Annotated in this window: 4 protein-coding genes; 2 read left to right on the top strand and 2 right to left on the bottom strand. The window is 72.7% G+C overall.

What is annotated here, in order from left to right; translation table 11 throughout:
- Positions 1-393: 393 nt before the first annotated feature.
- Both VGC13_RS25320 and VGC13_RS25315 read right to left on the bottom strand, forming a co-directional pair.
- On the bottom strand, positions 394-10,284 hold the full coding sequence (locus VGC13_RS25320) for an amino acid adenylation domain-containing protein (protein ID WP_331128105.1): 9,891 nt from the start codon (positions 10,282-10,284) through the stop codon (positions 394-396).
- On the bottom strand, positions 10,281-15,398 hold the full coding sequence (locus VGC13_RS25315; protein WP_331128104.1) for an amino acid adenylation domain-containing protein: 5,118 nt from the start codon (positions 15,396-15,398) through the stop codon (positions 10,281-10,283). Before VGC13_RS25315 ends, VGC13_RS25320 begins: the two co-directional genes overlap by 4 nt.
- A gap of 1,071 nt (positions 15,399-16,469) precedes the next feature.
- On the opposite strand from VGC13_RS25315, the gene VGC13_RS25310 reads away from it, so the two are divergent.
- Positions 16,470-21,776 (top strand): RHS repeat-associated core domain-containing protein, encoded by a 5,307-nt coding sequence (locus VGC13_RS25310; RefSeq protein ID WP_331128103.1) that lies wholly within the window; start codon positions 16,470-16,472, stop codon positions 21,774-21,776.
- 564 nt (positions 21,777-22,340) lie between these two features.
- The coding region (locus tag VGC13_RS25305) for a hypothetical protein (protein WP_331128102.1) at positions 22,341-22,766 on the top strand (426 nt) is incomplete at its 3' end.

The raw sequence follows: 22,766 nt of genomic DNA, 5'->3' as shown, positions 1-22,766 counted from the left end.
GACTGGAGCGCCATGCCTCCGCTCACTACGGATCGGCGTTTCGGACAGTGAGCCGAGGAAAGAGCACGAGAAAACTCCGTTGACTCCGTTGACTCCGTGTGAGGCCATTCCTTCTGCGACCCCTCAGAGAGTGTTGCTATCCCCCCAACCTCACAAAGAAGCGATGACTTCCTGAGGGAGCGCACCACGTGCAACCCGATTCCACACAACCGCCTGCGCGCGACCGAAGGACCTCGTCTCGGTGGCGCAGGGGCCCGATCAGGGCACGGGACCAGCCCCGTCGTTCTGCTGGCGAGGTCCTTCAGTCGGCGCCAAGGTGCAGTGTACAAGCGAGTTACGGGGCAGCGCCTCCCTCAGGAAGTCAATCACGCTGGGAGGTTTGGCAACACCCTCTCAGGCCGGCGCACCCTTCCGAAGGTTGCGCAGGCGGTTGGTCCCGTGCCGCAGCCCCTCCGCGCGCGTGCCGGCGGGGGATGCGGCGGGCGCATCGTCGCGGTCGGCGGCCAGGTGCGCGGCCAGCGTGCGCACCGTGGGAAAGCGGAACAGGTCCACCGCCGTGGCCGTGCTCCCCAGCTGGTCCTTCAGCCGGCCCGCCAGGCGGATGAGGAGGAGCGAGTTGCCCCCCAGGTCGAAGAAGTTGTCGTCCGGGGCGATGGCGTCCGCGCCCAGCACCTCGCGCCACACCTCCGCCACCTCCGCCTCCCGCCGGGAAAGCGGCACGCCCGCGGCGGGCGCATCGTTCGATCGCGGCGCGGGGAGGACGCGGCGGTCGATCTTGCCGCTGGGGCCGATCGGCAGCGCGTCCAGCGCCACGAAGGCGGAGGGGACCATGTACGCCGGCAGCTCCGCCCGCAGCGCGGCACGGAGGGGTTCGATGCACCGATCCCCATCCTCCGAGACCACGTACGCCACCAGCCGCCGGTCCCCCGGCACGTCCTCGCGCACGGCGACCACGGCGTCGCGCACGGACGGGTGGCGGCGCAGCAGCGATTCGATCTCGCCGGGCTCGATACGGAAGCCGCGCACCTTTACCTGGTCGTCCGTGCGGCCCAGGAAGTGGAGGGTGCCGTCCGCCGCCCAGCGCACCAGGTCGCCCGCGGCGTACAGGCGCGCACCCGGCTCCGCCGCGAACGGGTCGGGGACGAAGCGCTCCGCCGTGGCGCCGGGGCGATGCAGGTAGCCCCGCGCCACGCCCACCCCGCCCACGAACAGCTCGCCCGGGACACCCGCGGGAACGGGGCGCAGCGACGCGTCCAGCACCCGCACGCGGTAGCCCGGCATCGGCCGGCCGATGGGGACGGCGGATTCGTCGGAGGAATCCACCGTGTGCAGCGTGGCGGCGACGGTGGTTTCCGTGGGGCCGTAGCTGTTGATCAGCCGAACGGCGGGATGAACGGGTGAACGGGTGAGCGGGTGAGCGGGTGATGCCGTCCCCCGGCGCCACTGCGCGACTCGCTCCGGGAGCGCGCGCTCGCCGCCCACGATCATCACCCGCAGCGAGGGGGGGATGACCGGCGCGGCATGCTCCATCGCCGCCGCGACCTCGTGCCAGTACGCCGTCGGCAGGCTGGTGATGGTGAGCTGCTGCCGTGCGCACGCCCGCCAGAAGCCATCCACCGACTCCATCATCTCCCCGTCCCGCAACACCATCGTCGCGCCGGCGGCCAGGGGGGCGAACAGTTCCTCGACGCTGCTGTCGAAGCTGAGCGGAGCGAACTGGAGAAAGCGGTCCGCGGGGGTCAGGCCGTACGCCTGCCGCGCCGCGTCCACGTAGGCGCTGAGCGCGTGGTGCGGCACCGCCACGCCCTTGGGCCGGCCAGTGGAGCCGGAGGTGTAGATGACGTACGCCAGGTCCTCGGGACTGCAGGGAACAGGGAACTGGGAACAGGGAATCGCGGGCGCCGGCTCGGGCGGGGTCTGCGCGGACGCGGCGAGTTCCGCCAGGTCGGCGACGGGGCCGGCGTAGCCGTGGGGCGCGCCGGCGCCGGTGGCGTCCAGCAGCAGGGCGGCGCGACTGTCCGCCAGCATGTACGCTTGCCGCTCCGCGGGGTACGCGGGGTCCAGCGGCAGGTACGCGCCGCCGGCCTTGAGCACCGCCAGCACCGCGGCGACCGTCTCCACGCTCCGCTCCGCGCGGATGGCGACCAGCGCGCCCCGCCCCACGCCGCGCGCGCGGAGCCCGCGCGCCACCCCGTTCGCCCGCGCCTCCAGCTGCGCGTACGTCACCCGCACCGCCCCGCCGTCCATCGAACCGCCGTCGATCGCGATCGCGTCCGGCGTCCGCGCGGCCTGCGCCGCGATGCGCGCGTGGAGGGTCGCGGGGACGGTGTGCAGCGCGGGGCCTTCCCAGGCGCGCAGGGCGTCGTCCACCTCCACCGCGGAAAGCAGGGGGAGGTCCGTGACGCGCGCGTCCGGCGCCGCGCACGCCGCCGCCAGCAGGGTGCGGAAGTGGCCGATCATCCGCAGCGCCGTGCCGCGGTCGAACAGCGCGGTGGCGTACTCCAGCGCGCCATCCATCCCGTCCTCGCGCGGGCGCAGCGCCAGGGTAAGGTCGAACAGGGCGTGCGTGCCCTGCACCGGGATGCGCTCCACATCCAGACCCGGCAGCGGCGCGTCGCCGTCGTTGGCGTTCTGCAGGCTGAACATCACCTGGAACAGCGGCGCGTGGGCGGCGGAGCGCGGCACCTTCAGCTCGTCCACCAGCCGCTCGAAGGGCATCTCCTGGTGCGCGAACGCGCCCAGCGTGGCCTCGCGCACCCGGTGCAGCAGCGCGCGGAAGGTGGGCTGGCCCGACAGGTCCGTCCGCAGCGCCAGGGTGTTGACGAAAAAGCCCACCACGTCGCGCGTCTCCGGCCGCGCGCGGTTCGCCACCGGCGTGCCCACGACGAAGTCGTCCTGCCGCGCGTACCGCCCCAGCAGCGCCCCGAACGCCGCCAGCAGCACCATGAAGGGCGTGCATCCCTCTGCCCGCGCCAGCTCCGCCACGGCGTCCGCCGCCCAGCGCGGCAGGCGGAAGCGCTCCATGGCGCCGCGCCCCTCCCACACCGGGGGGCGCGGGCGGTCGTACGGCAGTTCCAGCAGCGCGGGGGCGCCGGCCAGCGCCGCCTTCCACCACGCCCGCTGCTCGTCGTACACGGCGCCGGCCAGCCGCTCGCGTTGCCAGGCGGCGTAGTCCGCGTACTGCAGCGCCGGCGGGTCGAGAGGCGAGGGCTCGCCGTTCGAAAAGGCGCCGTACAGCGCCGCCAGCTCGCGCAGCAGCACGCCGGTGCTCCACCCGTCGGTGACCACGTGGTGCAGGTTCAGCAGCAGCACGTGCTCGTCCGCGTGCAGCCGGTACAGCGCCGCGCGGGCGAGCGGGCCGTGCTCCAGGCTGAACGAGCGCGCCGCCTCGTCCGCCAGCCGGCGCCGCACCTCCGCCTCGCGCGCGTCGGCGTCCAGCGCCTCCAGGTCGACCGACTCCAGCGGCAGGCCGGCCTCCGGGAGCACCACCTGCACCGGGGCTCCGTCCATCCAGCGAAACACGGTGCGCAGCGACTCGTGGCGCGCCGCCAGCGCGTCCAGCGCCCGCCGCAGCGCGTCCACGTCCAGCGCGCCGCGCACCCGCAGGGCCAGCGGAACGGCGTACGCGGCGCGCTCCGGATCCATGCGGTCCAGCATCCACAGCCGCTGCTGCGAGAACGAGACGGGGGCGGCGTGCGCGGACACCCGCGCCCCGCGCACCTCCACCTCCGTCCCCTGCCGCGGCCGTGCGGTGATGCGGACCTCGGCGTCCGCCGCGTCTCCGCCCGGCGCGGCCGCCAGCGCCGCCTCCAGCGCGGTGGCCAGCTCCGCGACGGTGGGGTTCTGGAACAGCGCGCGCAGCGGCAGCGCGGCGCCGCCGCGGTCGCGCAGGTGCGTCCAGACGTGCATCGCCAGCAGCGAGTGTCCGCCCAGCGCAAAGAAGTCGTCCGCCGCGCCCACCCGCTCCACCCCCAGCACCCGCGCGAACACCTCGGCCACCGTCCGCTCGGCCGGCGTACGCGGCGGCACGTGCTCCGCCGCCTCGCCGCCGGCCTCCGGCGCGGGGAGCGCCTTGCGGTCCGTCTTGCCGCTGCGGGTAAGGGGAAGGCGATCGAGGAAGACGAACGCCTGCGGGACCATGAAGTCCGGCAGCCCGCGGCGCAGGTGCGCCTTGAGCGCGTCCACGTCCGGCGCATCCGTGCCGGGCGCCGTCACCACCCACGCCGCCAGCCGCCGCGCCGGGCCCTCGCCCGCCAGCGCCACCACCGCGTGGGTGATGGCCGGATGCCGGCGCAGCGCCGCCTCCACCTCGCCGGGCTCCACGCGAAAGCCCCGCACCTTTACCTGGAAGTCCAGCCGCCCCACGAACTCCAGCACCCCGTCCGCCCGCCAGCGCACCCGGTCGCCGGTGCGGTACAGCCGCGACCCCGCGGCGCCGAACGGGCTGGGGACAAAGCGGTCGGCCGTGAGCCCCGGCCGCCGCAGGTAGCCGCGGGCCAGCCCCGCGCCGCCCAGGAACAGCTCGCCGGGAACGCCGGCGGGCACCGGCTGCATGGCCGCGTCCAGCACGTACGCCTGCGTTCCCCAGATCGGCCGGCCGATGGTGACGGGCGCCGGCCCCCGCTCCACCACACCGCAGGTGGAGTAGACGCTGTCCTCGGAGGGGCCGTAGAAGTTCACCACCCGGCGCACGGTGCCGGTGGCGTACAGCGCGTCGGCCAGCGCGCGCGGCAGCGGCTCGCCCACCAGCCCCACCACCCGCACGGAGGGGGGGATGGCGCCCATCCGCACCAGCTCGGCGGCGGCGGAGGGAACGGTGTCCACCAGGGTGACGGCGTCGCGCCGCGGCAGCTCGGCCAGCGCCAGCGCGTCGCGCGCCAGGACGGCGGCGCCGCCGGAGGTGAGGGCCAGGAAGATCTCGAAGACGGAGGGGTCGAAGGAGATGGAGGTGCACGCCAGCACCCCCGCCACCTCTTCGGGCGTAAACTCCTCCGCGGCCCAACGCAGCATCACGGCGGCGCCGGCGTGCTGGATCATCGCCCCCTTGGGCCGGCCGGTGGAGCCGGAGGTGTACACCATGTACGCCAGGTTCCCCGGCTCCGCCCGCCGGGCCGCGCCGGCCGCCGCGGAGGACGCGCCGAGGGGCGTGTCATCCCCCGTCCCGTCGTCATCGTCCAGCGCCACGACCCGCGCATCCACCGGCGGAAGGGTGTCGCGCAGGTGCGGCCGGGTAAGCACCAGCGGGGCCTCCGCGTCCTCCAGCATGAAGGCCAGGCGGTCCGCGGGATAGGTGGGGTCCAGCGGCAGGTAGGCGCCGCCCGCCTTGAGCACCGCCAGCAGTGCCGCGATCATCTGCGGGTCGCGCTCCAGGTGGATGCCCACGCGCACCTCCGGCCCCACGCCCAGGGCACGGAGGCGCTGCGCCAGCCGCTCCGCGCGCGCGTCCAGCTGCGCGTACGTGACCGTCGCCTGGTCGTGGATGACCGCGGGCGCGTCCGGCGTGCGGGCGGCCTGCCGCTCGAACAGCTCGTGCATGCAGGCGTCCGCCCAGTCCGGGCGCTCGGTGCGGTTCCACCCGCGCAGCACCTGGTCGCGCTCCGCGTCGTCCAGCAGGGGAAGCGCGGAGATGGGCGTGTCCGGCCCCGCCACGGCGGCTTCCAGCAACCGCTGGTAGTGCCCCGCCATCCGCCGCACCGTGGCCTCGTCCCACAGGTCCGCCGCGTAGTCGATGGAGCCGGTGATCCCCTCGTCCCGCTCGCGGAAGAACCACTCCAGGTCGTAGCGCGCCGTCCCCACCTCGATCGGCATCACCTCCATCCGCAGGCCGGGGAGGCGCAGCTCCGCCGGGGTGGCGTTCTGCAGCGCGAACACGTGCTGAAAGACGGGGGCGTGGCTCAGCGAGCGGCCGGGGTGCAGCGCCTCGACCAGCCGCTCGAAGGGAAGGTCCTGGTGCTGGTACGCGCCCAGCGTGGTGTTGCGCACGCGATGCAGCAGCGCGGCAAAGGCGGGATCGCCCGAGAGGTCCGCGCGCAGGGGAAGCGTGTTGACGAAAAAGCCGATGAGCCCCTCCGTCTCCGGCCGCGTGCGCCCCGCCACCGGCGAGCCCACCACCAGGTCATCTTCGCCCGACCAGCGCCAGAGCAGCACCTGGAAGGCGGCCAGCATCACCATGAACGGGGTGGCGCCCTCGCGGCGGGCCAGCGCGCGCGCCCCCTCGGCCAGCGCGTGCGGCAACGCGACGCGCAGGCGGGCGCCGCGGTGGCTCTGCACCGCGGGGCGGGGCCGGTCCGCGGGAAGCTCCAGCACGGCGGGCGCGCCCTCCAGCGCCCGGCGCCACCACGCCAGCTGCGCGGCGAGGCGCTCCTCCGTCCAGTGCCCGCGCTGCCAGGCGGCGTAGTCCGCGTACTGCAGCGGCAGCGGCGCCAGCGGCGACGGCCCCAACGCCAGCGGCGCCGGCGCGTCGGCCGAGAACGCCTCGTACAGCGCGCCCAGCTCGCGGAAGAGCACGCCCAGGCTCCACCCGTCGCTCACCACGTGGTGCATGGCCAGCACCAGCACGTGCTCGTCCGCCGCCAGCCGCAGCAGCCGCGCGCGGAACACGGGCCCGGCGGCCAGGTCGAAGGGGCGGCGCACCTCGTCGTGGACGATGCGCAGCGCCCGCGCCTCCCGCTCGTCCCCGGCGAGGGCGGACAGGTCGTCGGACGGCAGGGGAAAGCCGCCCGCGGGGAGCGCCACCTGCTCGCCCTCGCCGCGCGCGTCCGCGCGGAAGACGCTGCGCAGCGACGCGTGACGGCGCACCATCTCGCCCAGGGCGCGTTGCAGCGCACTGGCGTCCAGCGCGCCGTGCACGCGCAGGGCGAGCGGCGAGTTGTACATGGCGCCGGGCTCCAGCCGGTCCAGGAACCACAGCCGCCGCTGCGCGAACGAGAGCGGCGCCGGCTCGCCCTCCGCGCGGGGGACGATGGGGTCGTCGCCATCCGCCGCCACGCCCTCGGCGCGGAGGAGGAGGGTGAGCAGCGCCTGGCGCCGGGCGGCCTCCGTGCGCCCCGCGGGCGCGCCGGGCGCGTCCTGCAGCAGCGCACGCACCTCCGCGTCGGGCATGCGGCGGACGAGGCGGGACAGCCGCGCCGTCCGCTCCACGCGGTCCGCATGTGTCCCATCCTGCTCCGCCAGCCGCGCCGCCAGCCCGGCGACGGTGGGCGCCTCGAAAAAGGCGTTGAGGGGCAGGTCCACCCGCAGCGCCTCGCGGATGCGCGTCACCAGCTGCATGGCGTGCAGCGAGTGCCCGCCGGCCGCGAAGAAGTCCTCGTGCACTCCCACCCGCTCCGCGCCCAGCACCTCGCCCCACAGCGCGGCCAGCAGCTCCTCGGCCTCCGTGCGAGGCGCCACGTACGCGCTGGCGTCCGCATCGGCCGACGCGCCGGGGTCCGGCAGGGCGCCGCGGTCCACCTTGCCGTGGCGGTTCAGCGGCAGCGCGTCCATCCGCACCAGCGCGGCGGGGACCATGTAGTCCGGCAGCCGCTCGCGCAGCCAGCCGTCCACCGCCTCGGTGTCCACGTCCCCCGCCAGGTAGCCCACCAGGCGGCGCCCGCCCTGTCCGTCGTCCCGCGCCACCACGGCCGCCTCGCGCACCTCCGGGTGGGACTGGAGGAGCGATTCCACCTCCCCCGGCTCCACGCGAAAGCCGCGGATCTTGACCTGGAAGTCGGTGCGCCCCAGGAACTCCAGCGCCCCGTCGTCCATCCACCGCACCCGGTCGCCCGTGCGGTAGACGCGCTCCGCCCGCCCGTCGACGTCGACCGTGACGAAGCGCTCCGCCGTCATCTCCGGCCGGTTCAGGTAGCCGATGGCCAGCCCGTCGCCGCCCGTGTACAGCTCGCCCCACACGCCGGCGGGCACCGGCCGCAGCCGCCCGTCCAGCACGTAGCAGGTGGTGTTGGGCACCGGCCGGCCCACGGGGATGGAGGCGCGCTCCACGTCCGCCGGCTCCACCACGTGCGCCGAGGTGAAGGTGCCGTTTTCCGTGGGCCCGTAGCCGTTGATCAGCCGCAGGTGGGGGTGCGCCTGCAGCAGCCGCCGGCAGTGGGAGACGGAAAGGACGTCGCCGCCCGCCATCAGCTGCCGCAGCCCGCCCAGGTCCTCCATCCGCGCGTCCACCAGCTGGTGGAACAGCCCGGCGGTGAGCCACGCCGAGGTCACCCCCTGCTCGCGGAGAAACGTGCCCAGCTCATCCAGCGTGGGCTGATGGGGAGGAAAGACGGCCAGCGTGGCGCCGTTGGCCAGCGCGCCCCAGATCTCCAGCGCCGACGTGTCGAAGGTGAGCGCGGCAAAGTGCATCCACACCTGCTCCGCCCCGAAGTCGGCGTAGTCCGCCGCGCGCACCAGGCGGGCCAGGGCGCGGTGCGGAAGGAGCACCCCCTTGGGCGTCCCCGTGGACCCCGAGGTGTAGACCACGTACAGGGCGTCGTCCGCCTCCACCCGCACCGCCGGCGCCTGGGCGGACTCGGCGGCGATCTGCGCCGCGTCCGCATCCACCAGCACGGCGGTGCGGCCGTCCAGCGGCAGCAGGGCGGCGGTGGCCGCGTCGGTCACCACCACGCGCGCGCCGGCGTCGTCCAGCAGAAAGGCCAGGCGCTCGCGGGGATACGACGGGTCCAGCGGCAGGTACGCCGCCCCCGCCTTGACGATGGCCAGCAGGGTGACGATGCGGTGCGTGCCGCGCTCCAGCCCCATGGCCACGATCTGCCCCGGGCCCGCGCCGCGGGCGGCCAGGTGGCGGGCCAGCCGGTTGGCGCGCGCCTCCAGCTCGCCATACGTCAGCGTCCCGTCCGCCGCGGTAACGGCGGTCTTGTGGGGATCGCGCGCCGCGTGCTCCGCGAACAGGCGGTGCATGGGAAGGGCGGGATAGGGACGGCGCGGCGCGGCCCACGGGCCCAGCACCCGCGCGCGCTCCTCCGCCGTCAGGATCTCCAGCTCCCCCAGCCGCGCGTCCGCCGGCGCGGCGGCGATCGCCCCCAGCGCGGCGGCCAGGTGCCCCAGCAGCCGCCGCGCCGCCGCGTCGGGGATGCGCGCGCGGTCCTGGTAGGCGCGCAGGTGCATCCGCTCGCCCGGGTGGGCGAGGAGCGTCAGCGGGTAGCCGGTGGAGCTGGCGCCCCGCATGGCGCCGACCGTCAGCCCGCCCGTCCCCGCCGCCGCGCCGTCCAGACGGGGAAAGTTCTCGAAGGCCAGGAGGGTCTCGAACAGCGGGCGCCCGCGCGGCACCTCGGTCCACCCCTGCACGTCCACCAGCGGCGTGTGCTCGTGCTCGCGCGCGGCCAGCTGCGCGTCCTGCAGCGCACGCAGCCACGGCTCCAGCGACGCGTCGTCCGCCACGCGCACGCGGGCGGGAAGGGTGTTGACGAACAGGCCGCACATCCGCTCCGCGCCGGATAGCGATTCCGGCCGCCCGGAGCCCGTCCAGCCGAACACCACGTCGTCCGTCCCCGCGTAGCGGCCCAGGACCAGCGCCCACGCCCCCTGCACCAGCGTGGCCAGCGTGACCCGCCGGGCGCGCGCCGCCTCCGCCAGCGCGGCGGTGGCTTCGACCGAGAGGTGGAGGCTGTGGTCGCCGAAGCCCGCGTCCCCGCCCCGCGCCGCGCGGTCGATGCCCAGCGGCGTGGGCTCGGCCACGCCGTCCAGCGCCGCGCGCCAGAACGCCTCCGCCGCCGCGCGGTCGCGCCCGCGCAGCCAGCCGATGAACTCCTTGTAGGCGCGCGGCGCGGGCGGATCGAACTCCGTCCCCCGGACGATGGCGTCGTAGCGGGCCAGCACCTCGCGAAAGAGGGTGGTGTAGCTCCACCCGTCCATCACCAGGTGGTGCAGCGACCAGACGAGCACGTGCTCGTCCGCCGCGATCCGCGCCAGGCGCAGGCGAAGGAGCGGCGGCGCGGCCAGGTCGAAGGGGCGCGCCCGGTCGTCGTCCAGCAGCGCCTGGACGCGGCGCTCCGCCTCGGCCTCGTCCACCCCGCTCCAGTCCAGCAGGTCCAGGGGGATGGCGGCCCGCGCGTGCACCACCTGCACGGGGGTGCGCACGTTCTCGGTGACGAACCCCGTGCGCAGGACGGGGTGGCGGTCCGCGGCCCACGCCCAGGCGGCGCGGAAGGCGTCCACGTCCAGCGCCCCGGAAAGGCGCGTCCACAGCCGCACCACGTACACGTCGGCCGTCGGGTCCAGCCGGGTCTGAAAGAGCATCCCCTGCTGGACGGGGGACAACTCGTACGCGTCCTGGATGGCGGGGGAGATCACGACAGCCCCTCCTGGTCCAGCGCGTACATCAGCTCGTCCAGCTCCGCCGCGTCCAGCCCCGCGCCGCCGAACGCCGGCTGCGCGTCCACCGGCTCCACGGCGACGGGCACGGCCGCGGCGGCCAGCGCGGCCACCGTCTGGTGCTGGAACACCTGCCGCGTGGTGACGTGCAGCCCCGCCTCGCGCGCCCGCGACACCAGCTGGATGCTGAGGATGCTGTCGCCGCCCAGGTCGAAGAAGTTGTCGAACACCCCCACCGCCGGCACCCGCAGCAGCCCGGCGAAGATCGCCGCCAGCGTGCGCTCGTCCTCCGTGCGCGGGGGGACGGACTCGGCCGCCTCGGCCCGCGCCGCGTCGGGGGTGGGGAGCGCCGCCGTGTCCGTCTTGCCGTTGCGGGTCAGGGGGAACGCCGCCACGGTGCCGATGGCGGCGGGGACCATGTACTCCGGCAGCCGGTCGCGCAGGTGCGCCCGCAGCTCCGCGGGGAGCGACGCGTCCGCGCCGGACGCCACCACCCAGGCCAGCAGCCGCGGCGCGCCGCCCTCGTCCGCGCGCGCCGCGCACACCGCGTCGGCCACGGCGGGGTGCGTGCGCAGCGCCGCCTCGACCTCCCCCGGCTCGATGCGAAATCCGCGCACCTTTACCTGGAAGTCCGTGCGCCCCAGGAAGTCGATCTCGCCCTCGCGCGTCCAGCGCACGCGGTCGCCGGTGGCGTACATCCGCGCGCCAGGAAGCTTTGCGAAGGGATCGGGGATGAACCGCTCCGCCGTGAGCGCCGGCCGGCCCAGGTAGCCGCGCGCCACCTGCGCGCCCCCCGCGTACAGCTGGCCGGGGACGCCCGCGGGAACGGGGTTCAGGTGGTCGTCCAGCACGTACGCCGTGGTGTTGGCGATCGGCCGGCCGATGGTGGGCAGCCCCTCGCCCGCCGCCGGCACGGGGCCGGAGGTGGCCACCACTGTGTTCTCGGTGGGCCCGTAGTTGTTGACCAGCGCAAAGGGAAGGTCCGCCGCCGGCCGTGAGCGCAGCCGGTCGCCGCCCACCAGCATCGCCCGCAGCGGGGTGAACGCGGGCCAGGCCAGCGGCAGCACGCCCTCCGCCAGCGGCGTGGGAAGGAAGGTGAGAGTGATGCGCTCGCCGGTCAGCCAGTCGCGCAGCTCCGCCGGCTCCGTCCGCGCCGCCTCGGGGACGACGTGCAGCGAGGCGCCGCGGGAAAGGTACGGCCACGTCTCCCAGGCGGAGGCGTCGAATCCCACCCCCGCGACCAGCGTCGCCCGGTCCGCCTGTGTGACGCCGAAGGCCTGCGCGTGCCAGCCGGCCAGGTTGGCCAGGGCGCGGTGCTCCACCATCACCCCCTTGGGCGTGCCGGTGGACCCGGAGGTGTAGATGGCGTACGCCAGGTCGGCCGCGTCCACCGGCACGTCCGGCCGGGCGTCGGACACGTCTTCCGCGACCGACGCGGCCGCGTCCACGGTCAGCACCGGCGCGCCGGCATCGGTCATCCGCTCCGCCAGCGACGCCTGCGTGACGAGGACGGCCGCGCCGCTGTCGCGCACCATGTAGCGAATGCGCTCCGCGGGGTACGCGGGGTCGATGGGGACGTATGCCGCGCCGGCCTTCAGCACGCCCAGCAGCGCGGCGGGGAGCTCCGGCGCGCGCTCCATGCAGACGGCGACGAGGGAGCCCCGCCGCACCCCGCGCGCGATCAGCGCATGGGCAATGCGGTTGGCCGCGCGGTCCAGCTCGCCGTACGTCAGCCGGAGTCCATCCCCCGTCACCGCCGGCGCGTCCGGCGCCCGGTCCGCGTGCGCCTCGAACAAGCGGTGGACGGGCTGCGCGACGTCGATCCGCGCCCCGGTGGCGTTCCATCCATCCACCACCCGCGCCCGCTCGTCGTCCGCCAGCAGCGGCAGGGCCGAGACGCGCGCTTCCGGATCCGCGAGCAGGGCCCGCAGCAGCGTGCGGTAGTGCGCCTCCATCCGCACCACCCGCTCCTCGTCGAAGAGGTCGGTGGCGTACTCCCACAGCATGGTCACCTCGTCCTCGGCGCCGGCCTGCTGGCTGCCGCGGGGAATGCAGATGACCTGCAGGTCGAACTTGGCGGACTCGTTGCTCAGCGCCTCCGTGACGTCCATCCGCACGCCGGGGAGCTGGAACGGAGGATACGGGGCGTCGTGAAAGCTGAACGCGGTCTGGTAGATCGGCAGGTGGCTCAGCCGGCGCTGCGGCTGCACCGCCTCGACCACTTCGCCAAAGGGGATCTCGCGGTTGGCGTAGGCGCCAAAGGTGGTCTGCCGCACGCGGCGGATCAGCTCCGCCCCCGTGGGATCGCCGGACAGGTCGGCCCGCAGCGCCACGGTGTTGACGATCATCCCGATGACCTGCTCGGCCAGCCGCTCGTTGCGGTTGGCCACGCCGCCGCCTACCGCGAAGTCGGCCTCGCCCGTGTAGCGGTGCAGCAGCGCCTGGTACGCCGCCATCAGCGTGACGTACAGGGTTACGCCGTGGCGGCGGCTGAACGCCTGCGCCGCGCGCACCAGCTCCGGCGGCAGGCGGTAGCGCAAGGAACGGCCAAGAAAGCTCATCTCCGCCGGGCGGGGCCGGTCGGCGGGCAGCTCCAGCACCGGCGGCAGGCCGGCCAGCTGCCCCTTCCAGTACTCCAGCTGCCGCGCCGCCTCGGCGCCGCGCATCCACGCGCGCTGCCAGACCGCGTAGTCGGCGAACTGCACGTCCAGCGGCGCCAGCGGGCTGGGACGCCCCTCCGCGAACGCCGCGTACAGCGCCGCCAACTCGTGCAGGAACACCCCGAAGCTCCACCCGTCGTGGACGAAGTGGTGTTCGACGGCGGCCAGCACGTGCGCGTCGTCCGCCGTGCGGTACAGCGTCCAGCGGATCAGCGGCAGCCTGCCGAGGTGGAACGGCTTCTGGAACTCGATGCGGAGCAGCCGGTCCAGCTCCCCCTGCCGCGCCGCCTCCGGGACCTCGCGCAGGTCGGTGACGTCCAGGCGGACCTCCCACGGCGCCTGCACCCGCTGCCGCGGCTCGCCGTCCACGGCGATGAAGACGGTGCGGAAGATCTCGTGGCGGCGGACGATCTCCCGCAGCGCGCCCTCCAGCGCGGGGACGTCCAGGGCGCCGTCGAAGCGGATGGCCGCCTGGAAGTTGTACGACTTCATCCCCGGCGACAGCTCCTGGAAAAACCAGATGGCCTGCTGGGAATAGCTGAGCGGGATGGGCTGGTCGCGATCCGCCGGCGCCAGCGGGGCGACGCCGTCGCGCGCAGCGCCGCCACGCTCCACCGCGCGGGCCAGCTCGGCCGGGGTGCGCAGCTCGAACACCGCGAAGGGCGCCAGCTCTACCCCGAACGCCTGCCGCACGCGGGAGATGACCTGCGTGGCACGCAGCGAGTGCCCGCCCAGGTCGAAGAAGTCGTCCTCGGCGCCCACGCGCTCCACCCCCAGCACCTCGGCCCAGATGCGGCAGACGCCGTCCTCCGCCGGGGTGCGCGGCGCCGTGTACGCGCGCTCCGCGTCCACGACGGGCGCGGGCAGGGCGCCGCGGTCCACCTTGCCGTTGGGCAGCCGCGGCAGCTCGTCCAGGGCGACGACGAACGTCGGCACCATGTACTCCGGCAGCCGCTCGCCCACGAAGGCCTTGAGCGCCGGGGCGGACACGTCCGCCTGGGCCGCGCCATCCTCCGCCACCACGTAGCCCACCAGCACGCGGTCGCCCGGCGCGTCCTCGCGCACGGTGGCCACCGCGTCGCGCACGGCGGGGTGGCGGCGCAGGGCGTTCTCGACCTCGCCCAGCTCCACGCGGTAGCCGCGCACCTTGACCTGGTGGTCCGTGCGCCCCAGGCAGTCCACCAGCCCGTCTTCCCCGCCCCGCCCCAGGTCGCCGGTGCGGTACATCCGCGCGCCGGGCTCCGGGCTGAACGGGTCGGGGACGAACCTCTCGGCCGTGGCGGCGGGGCGGCGCAGGTAGCCGCGGCTCAGCCCCTCGCCGCCGATCCAGATCTCCCCCGTCTCCCCGTCCGCCACCGGCTGGTAGCCGGAATCCAGGATGTACAGCCGCGTGTTCGCCACCGGCAGCCCCACCGGCATCGTCCGCTCCGTGCCGCGCGGGGGGACGGCGTACGTGGAGTAGGTGGTATCCTCCGTGGGCCCGTAGAGGTTGACGACCTGCTGAAGACCGGGGAGGGTGCGGTAGAGGTCCTGCGCCAGCTCGTTGCGCAGCGGCTCGCCGCCCAGGTTCAGCGAGCGGATGGATGCGGGGATGCCGCCCGTCCGCAGCAGCTCGGCCGCGGCGGAGGGGACCATGCTGGCGACGTCGACCGACTCGCCCTCGCCCAGCGTAGCCAGGTGCAGCGCGTTGGGAACGATGACGATGCGCGCGCCCAGGCTGAGCGGCACCCACGTCTCGGCCACGTGCACGTCGAAGCAGACGGAGGTGGAGGCCAGCACCGACGATCCCGCGCCGATCCCCAGCACCTCCGGCGCCCACTGGATGAGGGTGGCCACGCTGGAGTGGCGGATCTGCACGCCCTTGGGGGTGCCGGTGCTGCCGGAGGTGTAGATGACGTGGGAGAGGTTCTCCGGATCGGCCCCGCCGTCGAAGGGCGCGCCGGACTCGCCGGCCAGCGCGGACCAGCCGCCGTCCAGCACCACCACGGCCGCGTTCCCGGCGTCCACCGCCCCCGCCAGCCGCGGCTGGGTCAGCAGCACGGGGACGCGGGTGTCGGCCAGCATCAGCTGCACGCGGGCGCGGGGGTACGCCGGGTCCAGCGGCACGTACGCGCCGCCCGCCTTCAGCACCCCCAGCATGCCGACGACCAGCTCCAGCGAGCGCTCCATGTACACGCCCACCAGCACGTCCGGCCCCACGCCATGGCGGCGCAGCAGGCGGGCGGCGCGGGTGGCGTGCGCGTCCAGCTGCGCGTAGGTCAGCCGCTGGCCGCCGCAGCTCACCGCCACCGCGTCCGGGGTGCGGCGGGCCTGCGCCTGCACCAGGTGGTGCACGCACACGCCGCGCGGGTATTCGCGCTCCGTGGCGTTCCAGGGGTGCACCCGTGCCGGCTCCCGCACCACGTGCCGGGACTGCTCCACCGCTTGCGTCATAAGGCCGTGCTTCTCCCGGATCACGTTGCCACGAGTCACGTTCGGAGAGGGCGGCGATCTACACCGCTCCTTTGCGACATTCCATATACGACACGTTTCGCGCACGCACGAAACCGCCGAGAAGACTACAAGCATCAGAGATTCCGGTCAACTCTTCGCGTAAAATGCATTGGTGTTTACGGACGGGTGATCACGCCGCATCCTTGTGAAGCGAAAAAACCTCCAATATTGTTACTGATTTTCACGGCCGAGGCCATCGTTTGCTCGCGGTCGTGTCCGCAGTAGACAGCGTGAAATGATAAATTTTGCCGACGTGACGATCGGGGCCGCCATCGTCGAACGATCGTGAGAGCGGGTACGTATCGCGCGTAGATTACGCCGCGTAGAGTACAGTTTGTATCACTTCAGTTCGTCCAGGCGAAACCTGTACGAACGGGGCCCGTGCGGTCGGCGGGTAAACCCCTTGGCCCCACGTAGATACGGACGGAGGCAGAGAGAGCAGCGGGTTGTTCTCTGCTTCCCCTGCTGGTTTTGCGTGATACCGAATCCCCGCGGTTCATTGTGCACCCAAATTTCTACCGCCGTCTCACGGAAGGCACGGAGAGCACGGAGAGCCGGAGGAGAAACCTGTCCTCTTGTCTTCTCCGTGTCCTCGGTGGGACGCCGAATCCGGGAAAACAACACCTTCATGCGTACAGAGGAACAGAGTCAGACAGAGGAAGCGAGCTGAGTTATCGGCTTGGTTCCTCTGTCTGACTCTGTTCCTCTGTACGATCATTCTTTTTCAGGATCTGGTCCGAGGATGAGACGGCCTGTGGGGAATGCACAATCGGGCTGAGAATCTGGTATGAGAACCCGTTTTTTGAAGTCGTAAGGGGAAAGGCACCGGAGCGGGGCCGGGATCGATTCCCCATGGCCGCAAAGAAAATGCGTCACGAGGGGCGCGCACCTCGCGGCCGTTTTGCGGCGGGGGGTTCATCCGGCACCGCCCGTCCCACATCTTTTGTCCCGATACCGCTCCCCCGCGGCACCCCTTCCCGCCCCGCCCCACACACACCTCGGCCCCGCACCATGCCCCGCACTCCCTTCAGGACCCTTGCGCGCCTGCTTTCCCTGCTGGCGGTGCTCCTGCTCGCCCTGGCCGTCCCCGGCCACGCCCAGGCCCAGTGCCCGCCCAGCTGCGACACCGGCGAAGACCCCGAGGATGGCTGGCCGGAGGTGATGGGGATCACGCCGGGAAGCCAGGGCGTGTCGCAGCCGTCCCTGACCGTGGCCGTCGCCGGCAGCGACGACTACGGCTTCAGGCAGTCCACCTTTCGCGTCTACAGGGTGGACGCGGCGGGCGACACCACCGATGTGACCTCCAGCTTTGCCTACGCGGCCAGGGAGGACCCCGCGGGCCCGGTGCCCCACCACTTCAGGGCGGTGGCGATGATCGCCGTGCCGGCGAGCGGCTCCGTCACCCTGCTGGCCCGCATCTGCGACACGTCGGCCACGACGCAGCACTGCCCGGACGCGTCCGCGACGTACGTCCGCGCGCTCCCCGGGGTCGAGGTGACGCCCCTCGCCTTTTCCGAGCCCACGAGCGCCGGGCCGCACGGGCTGCCCTTCTGGGTGCGAAACACGGGCACGGCGAGCACGTCCTTTCAGCTGGCCGCCCACTGCGGCGACATGCAGACGGGCGGGGCGGTGGCCTGCACCGCGCCGGCCGCCACGGCGGTGCTGGCGCCGGGCGCGCAGCAGGCGGTGAACGTGACGTTTACGGTGGCGGCGGGGCAGGACGTGTCGGCCACGCTGACGGCCACGCAGGCCGGCGCGCCGGGGGTGCAGGACGCGGGGTGGGCCCAGCTGCTGGGATACGGCGCCGCGGGCTCGGTGCAGGCGGCGCCCACGGTGCTGACGGCCACGCTGCAGTCCGGCGGCGCCAACGACCGCGGCGACTGCGTGACGGTGGCCACCGCCGCCCGCGGGGCGTACGAATGCGGCGACCTGCGGGTGGCGCACGCGCTTCCCGCGCACCGCAGCCGGGGCCGCACCTGGGCGCCGGTGCTGCTGTACAACACCCAGCACGCGCACCCGCGCCCCACCGTCTACGCCGACCTCACCCTGCCGGCCGGCTCCGCCGTCCCCGACTCCATGGCCGTGGCGGTGGTGGTGGGCGGCGTGACGCACCGCGCGTCGTTCGCCGGCGCGCAGTTCCGGCCGGGGACACCGCGGCGGGTGGGCGTGCAGTGGGACGCGCTCTCGGCCGCCACGGGGACGTACGCGTACACCCTGCAGGCCACCGCCGTCTACGGCACCACCCGCGTCTCCGCGCCGCCGGCGGCCGGCGAGGTCACCCTCGTCAACCGCGCGGCGAGCCCCTACGGCGCGGGGTGGTGGGTGGCCGGGCTGGAGCAGGTGACGAACGTGCCCGGCGCCACCCCCGGCGCGCCGCAGCGCAAGCTGTGGATCAGCGGGGACGGGAGCACGCAGCTGTTCGTGGAGCGCACCGCGGGACGGATCTGGGAGTCCGTGAACCCCGGCGGCGCACCCGACACGCTGCGGTTCGAGAACGCGACCGGCATCTACCACCGGCGGCTGAAGGGGGGCGGCGAGATCCAGCTGAACTCGCTGGGCCAGCACGTGCGCACGGTGAACCGGCTGGGCCAGGCCACCGTGTTCGTCCACGCGGCCGAAAACCGCCTGGTGGGCATCTGGGCCCCCACCACGGGTAACGGGGTGGACTTCTCGTGGATGATGACCTACAACGCCGGGGGGCGGCTGGTGGACGTCACCGCCCACACCCACACGGCTCCCCCGCGCCCGGTGGTGCTCACCAGCGTGGGCGGGCGGGTGACGGCGATCCGCGACCCGGACGGCGACAGCGTCGCCTTTACCTACGACACCAGCCGCCCCAACCGCATCAACGGGCAGACGGACCGGCGGGGCACGCGCACCACGTACATGTACGACACGCGCGGCAAGCTGTCGCGCGCGCGGCTGTGGATGGGGACCACGGCCAACGACGCCCTCGACGTGGTGACGGACTTTCTGCCGGCGGAGAGCAGAGGGGTGGTCCTGGCGGGCACGGCGGGTACGGCCGGCGTCTCGGTGGCGCGCGGGGAGGTGCTCACGCGGCTCAACGGGCCCCGCACCGACGTGACCGACGTGACCGACCTGTACCTGGACCGGCATGGGCGGGTGCGCCGCGCCGTGAACCCGGCGGGGCAGACCACGACCGTAAGCCGCGGCAGCACGGCGTTCCCCGCGCTGGTGACGGCGACGGCGGGTCCGACGGGGCAGCAGCTGGCCACGTACGACGGCCGCGGCCGCGTGGCCAGCACCACGTCGGTGAACCCGTACGGCACCGGGTGGAACGCGGTGGCCACCTACACCTACGACGACCGCTGGGACCGGCCCGACACCGTGCGGGTGTTCGCCGACAGCGGCGCGGTGCGCACGCAGCTGACGGGCACCTCGTACACGGCGTACGACACCCTCAACGGCAACCCGCTCTGGCAGCGGGTGGGGGAGAGCGACGACGCACGGGTGACCTTTCACTACTACACGTCCGGGGCGCACGCCGGGCAGCTGCGGGCGGTGGAGGGGGCGAAGGACGCGCAGAACCGGCGCGCGCGCGACTCGCTGGCCTACGACGGGGTGGGCAACCTGAAGCTGGCGGTGAGCCCCGCGGGGTTCCGGACGCTGCACTACCGCGACGGGCTGGGGCGCGACACGCTCGTCGTCACCCCGGTCGACTCGGCGGCCGCCACCGACTCGGCGGCGCTGTACGCGCACGGGGCCCGGCAGCGCATGATGTACGACGTGATGGACCGGGACACGCTCCGCGAGAGCATCGGCCCGATGATGGCGCACGACCCGCGGGGGGTGGGGCGCCTGGACCCGGCCGACAGCCCGGCAGAGCGGCTGAGCGTGCACACGCGGTACGACGACGAGGGCGCCGTGCTGCAGGTGTCGCGCTGGGCCACGCCCGACGCGGCGGGGCTGGACGTGCTCACGACGCTGTTCGAGTACGACGGGGCGGGGCGCAAGACGCTGGAGAACGACGGCACCCAGGTGCAGAGGTACGGCTACGACCAGGGCGGCAACGCGGTGTGGTGGTCCACCGGCCGCGGCGACACCATCCGCACCCGCTACGACGCCATGGGCCGGGTGGTGACGCGCACGGTGCCGGAGGTGAGCTACCCCAGGGTCTGCTATCCGTCCAGCGACTGCACGGCCCCCTTTCCGCGGTATCCCAACGCGGCCGGCCAGGCGCTGCTCATCCCGGAAGAGTGGACGCACTTCCGGTACGACGGGACCGGCAACATGGTGCGCGCCGAGAACGGCGACGCCGTCGTGGAGCGGGAGTACTATCCCAACGGCGCGCTGAAGAAGGACGTGCTGAGCCTGCGCAGCTACCACGGGACGGACTTCGGGCAGCACGTGTACGCGGTGGAGTACGGCTACGACGTGCTGGGCCGCCCCGCCTGGGTAAGGCACCCGCAGAACCTGGCGGGGAGCAATGCCGTGGACCGCTACGGATACCACCCGGTGACGGGGGCGCTGGAGACGGCCACCGACCGGTTCAACAACGGGTTCACCTTCGGGTACGACCACACCGGGCAGCGGACGTCGCTGAGCGGGCCCAACTTCATCGACGTGACGGAGTACGACGTGGAGGGGCGCCGCACCCGCCGGCTGGAGACCGCCGCGGGACTCCCGCTGCACGACGAGCGGTTCCGCTACGACGCGCGCGGCAAGGTGCTGTCGGTCACCAACGGGGGAAGCGAGTACTACCAGTGGTACTCGGGGCTGGGAATGCTGGCGGGGACGGACTGGGAAAACCTGGACAACGCGGGCTTCCAGGCCGAGGAGTTCGGGACGGACGCGCTGGGGAACGTGTACTGGAGCCGCGGCGGCGACCTGGCCAACCGGTCGTGGCTCCCCTCCCACTCCACCACCTACCATGCGGGCAGGGGGCAGGTGTTCGAGGTGCTGAAGCAGGAGCCCGAGAACCCGCAGAACAGCCTGTTCTATCCCGAGACCACCCGGCGGTGGTACGACGACAGCGGCAACGCCGAGCGGGGCGAGACAGAGGTGTACGGCCAGCTCGACGCCAGCACCTACGGCGTGGTGCGGCACTCGCGCAGCAGGTCGTTCTACTCGGCGGACCAGCGGCTGCGGTACTACCAGGAGAACGTGGTGAACGGCGGCACGTCGGTGACCCGGGCGGGGGTGTGGGAGGAGTACCGCTACGACCCGCTGGGGCGGCGGGTGCTGGTGCGCAGCAACCGCGACGACCTGTGCAGCGGGGGCGGGTCGGGGGCGTGCGTCAGCCATGTGACGCGGTACGTGTGGTCGGGCGACCAGGTGCTGTGGGAGCTGCGGCTGGACGCGGAGGACCGGTTCGACCTGGATGCCGTGTCCACGACCGGGCCGTACCACGGGCGGGTGAGCTACTTCCACGCCGGCGGCATTGACCGCCCGCTGGTGATCCGCAAGGAGGGCCACCCCACCATCATTCCGCACGAGAACTGGCGCGGCCAGTTTGCGCGGGGCACCTACACCAGCGGCGCCGTGAGTGACTGCACCGGCCAGACCACCGAGTGCACGCAGGTCAACTGGCCTGGCTACCGCACCACCGCCCGGCACGCAAGAAGTGGCAGCGGCCCCGACATCCGCACCTGGTTCGGCGGCCTGGTCGACGGCATGCGCGACCAGAGCGGTAAGATTTATATGCGCAATCGCTATTACGATCCTGAAACGGGCCAGTTCACGCAGACGGACCCGATCGGGCTCGCGGGTGGGCTGAATGCGTACGGCTTCGCGGCGGGAGATCCGGTTACGTATAATGATCCGTACGGGTTGTGCGCGTTCGGGATCGGTCGGGACGCTGCGCTCGGACTGTGCACAGCCTCGGATGACTTCCATTCCGCTGGGTTGAATGAAGACAAGTGGTCCCCGCTAAGTAGTTGCAGAATGCTCGGATGTCAGCTTCGCAATGCTCGACCGATGGAACGTGATTATGTCTTGCAGCGACTAACGACGTTGCGCACTGACCTGGATTTCTGCCGCAAAGTCACGGAGGCAGGATTAGGCACGGCCGCACGCCAGCTAGGTATGTGGGATAATAACGTTCGCGATTGGGACGGAGTTCCACTATGGGGGAACTCGCCCTTTCATGGACGTCTCGGTGGTGTCGTAATGTATCTAAGCTCGCGCTTGTACCGAGAAGAAGATGGACTGGCTGTAGTGCATGAGGCCATACATGGCGTAATCAACCCGAACCGCCGGATTCAACCTACGTATTATGCCGACAAGGCAACGACAGAGCTAGGGTTGAGCATTGATCAATCTGCTCTCGTCTGCATGGGGAAAACCCGATACCCGTGAGGTAAACGAGTATGAATTCGAAAAGACGCGTCGCGCGTGTGGGTGTCACGGCAGCACTGATGAGCGCCGCAGGTTGCATGCAATCTACCGTTCCGGCCCAACCCAACGCTGCACAGCAAATCGTGGAGCAGGCAGATTCCGTTTCAATCTGCGTAATAGAGCGTGATACTCTACAGATGATTCGAGCCGCGATCGTGGGGGACAAGGACACAATCGTGTCGGGCACGCCGTTCTCGCAACGATATCCGGCGGTTTCTCCCCCCTATGCCACAGGTGCTAGCTGGTTTTCTCAAAATCACCCAATCCGCAGAAACGGTCGGTGGTATTACGGAGGCAACCATCCGCAACAGATCATCAGCGTCGAACTTCTAGAGCGGATTGGGCATCACAACGGAGTACCTATCTTCTCAGAAGTGGGGGATTCAATCCCAGAAATCATATATGTTCCCATACGGCCAGGGTGTGTGTTTCAGTCCTACATCGGCATCCACTCCCGGCCCGAGACCCCACGATCATGAGGCGCCCACTGGATCCCGTAATCAACCCAATGCACCCGCGGGAACAGTGGAGCGGGCGTACTACCGCAACGGTGCGCTCAGGAAGGACGTGCTGCGCCTGCGCAGCTACCACGGCACCGACTTCGGGCAGCACGTGTACGCGGTGGAGTACGGCTACGACGTGCTGGGCCGCGCCGCCTGGGTAAGGCACCCGCAGAACCTGGCGGGGAGCAATGCCGTGGACCGCTATGGATACCACCCGGTGACGGGGGCGCTGGAGACGGCCACCGACCGGTTCGGCAACGGGTTCACCTTCGGGTACGACCACACCGGGCAGCGGACGTCGCTGAGCGGGCCCAACTTTACCGACGTGACGGAGTACGACGTGGAGGGGCGCCGCACCCGCCGGCTGGAGACCGCCGCGGGACTCCCGCTGCACGACGAGCGGTTCCGCTACGACGCGCGCGGCAAGGTGCTGTCGGTCACCAACGGG

This window comes from Longimicrobium sp. (assembly GCF_036399255.1).
Lineage (GTDB): Bacteria > Gemmatimonadota > Gemmatimonadetes > Longimicrobiales > Longimicrobiaceae > Longimicrobium.
Note: the sequence above shows the minus strand (reverse complement) of the source record. Positions and strands in the feature narration are given on the sequence as shown.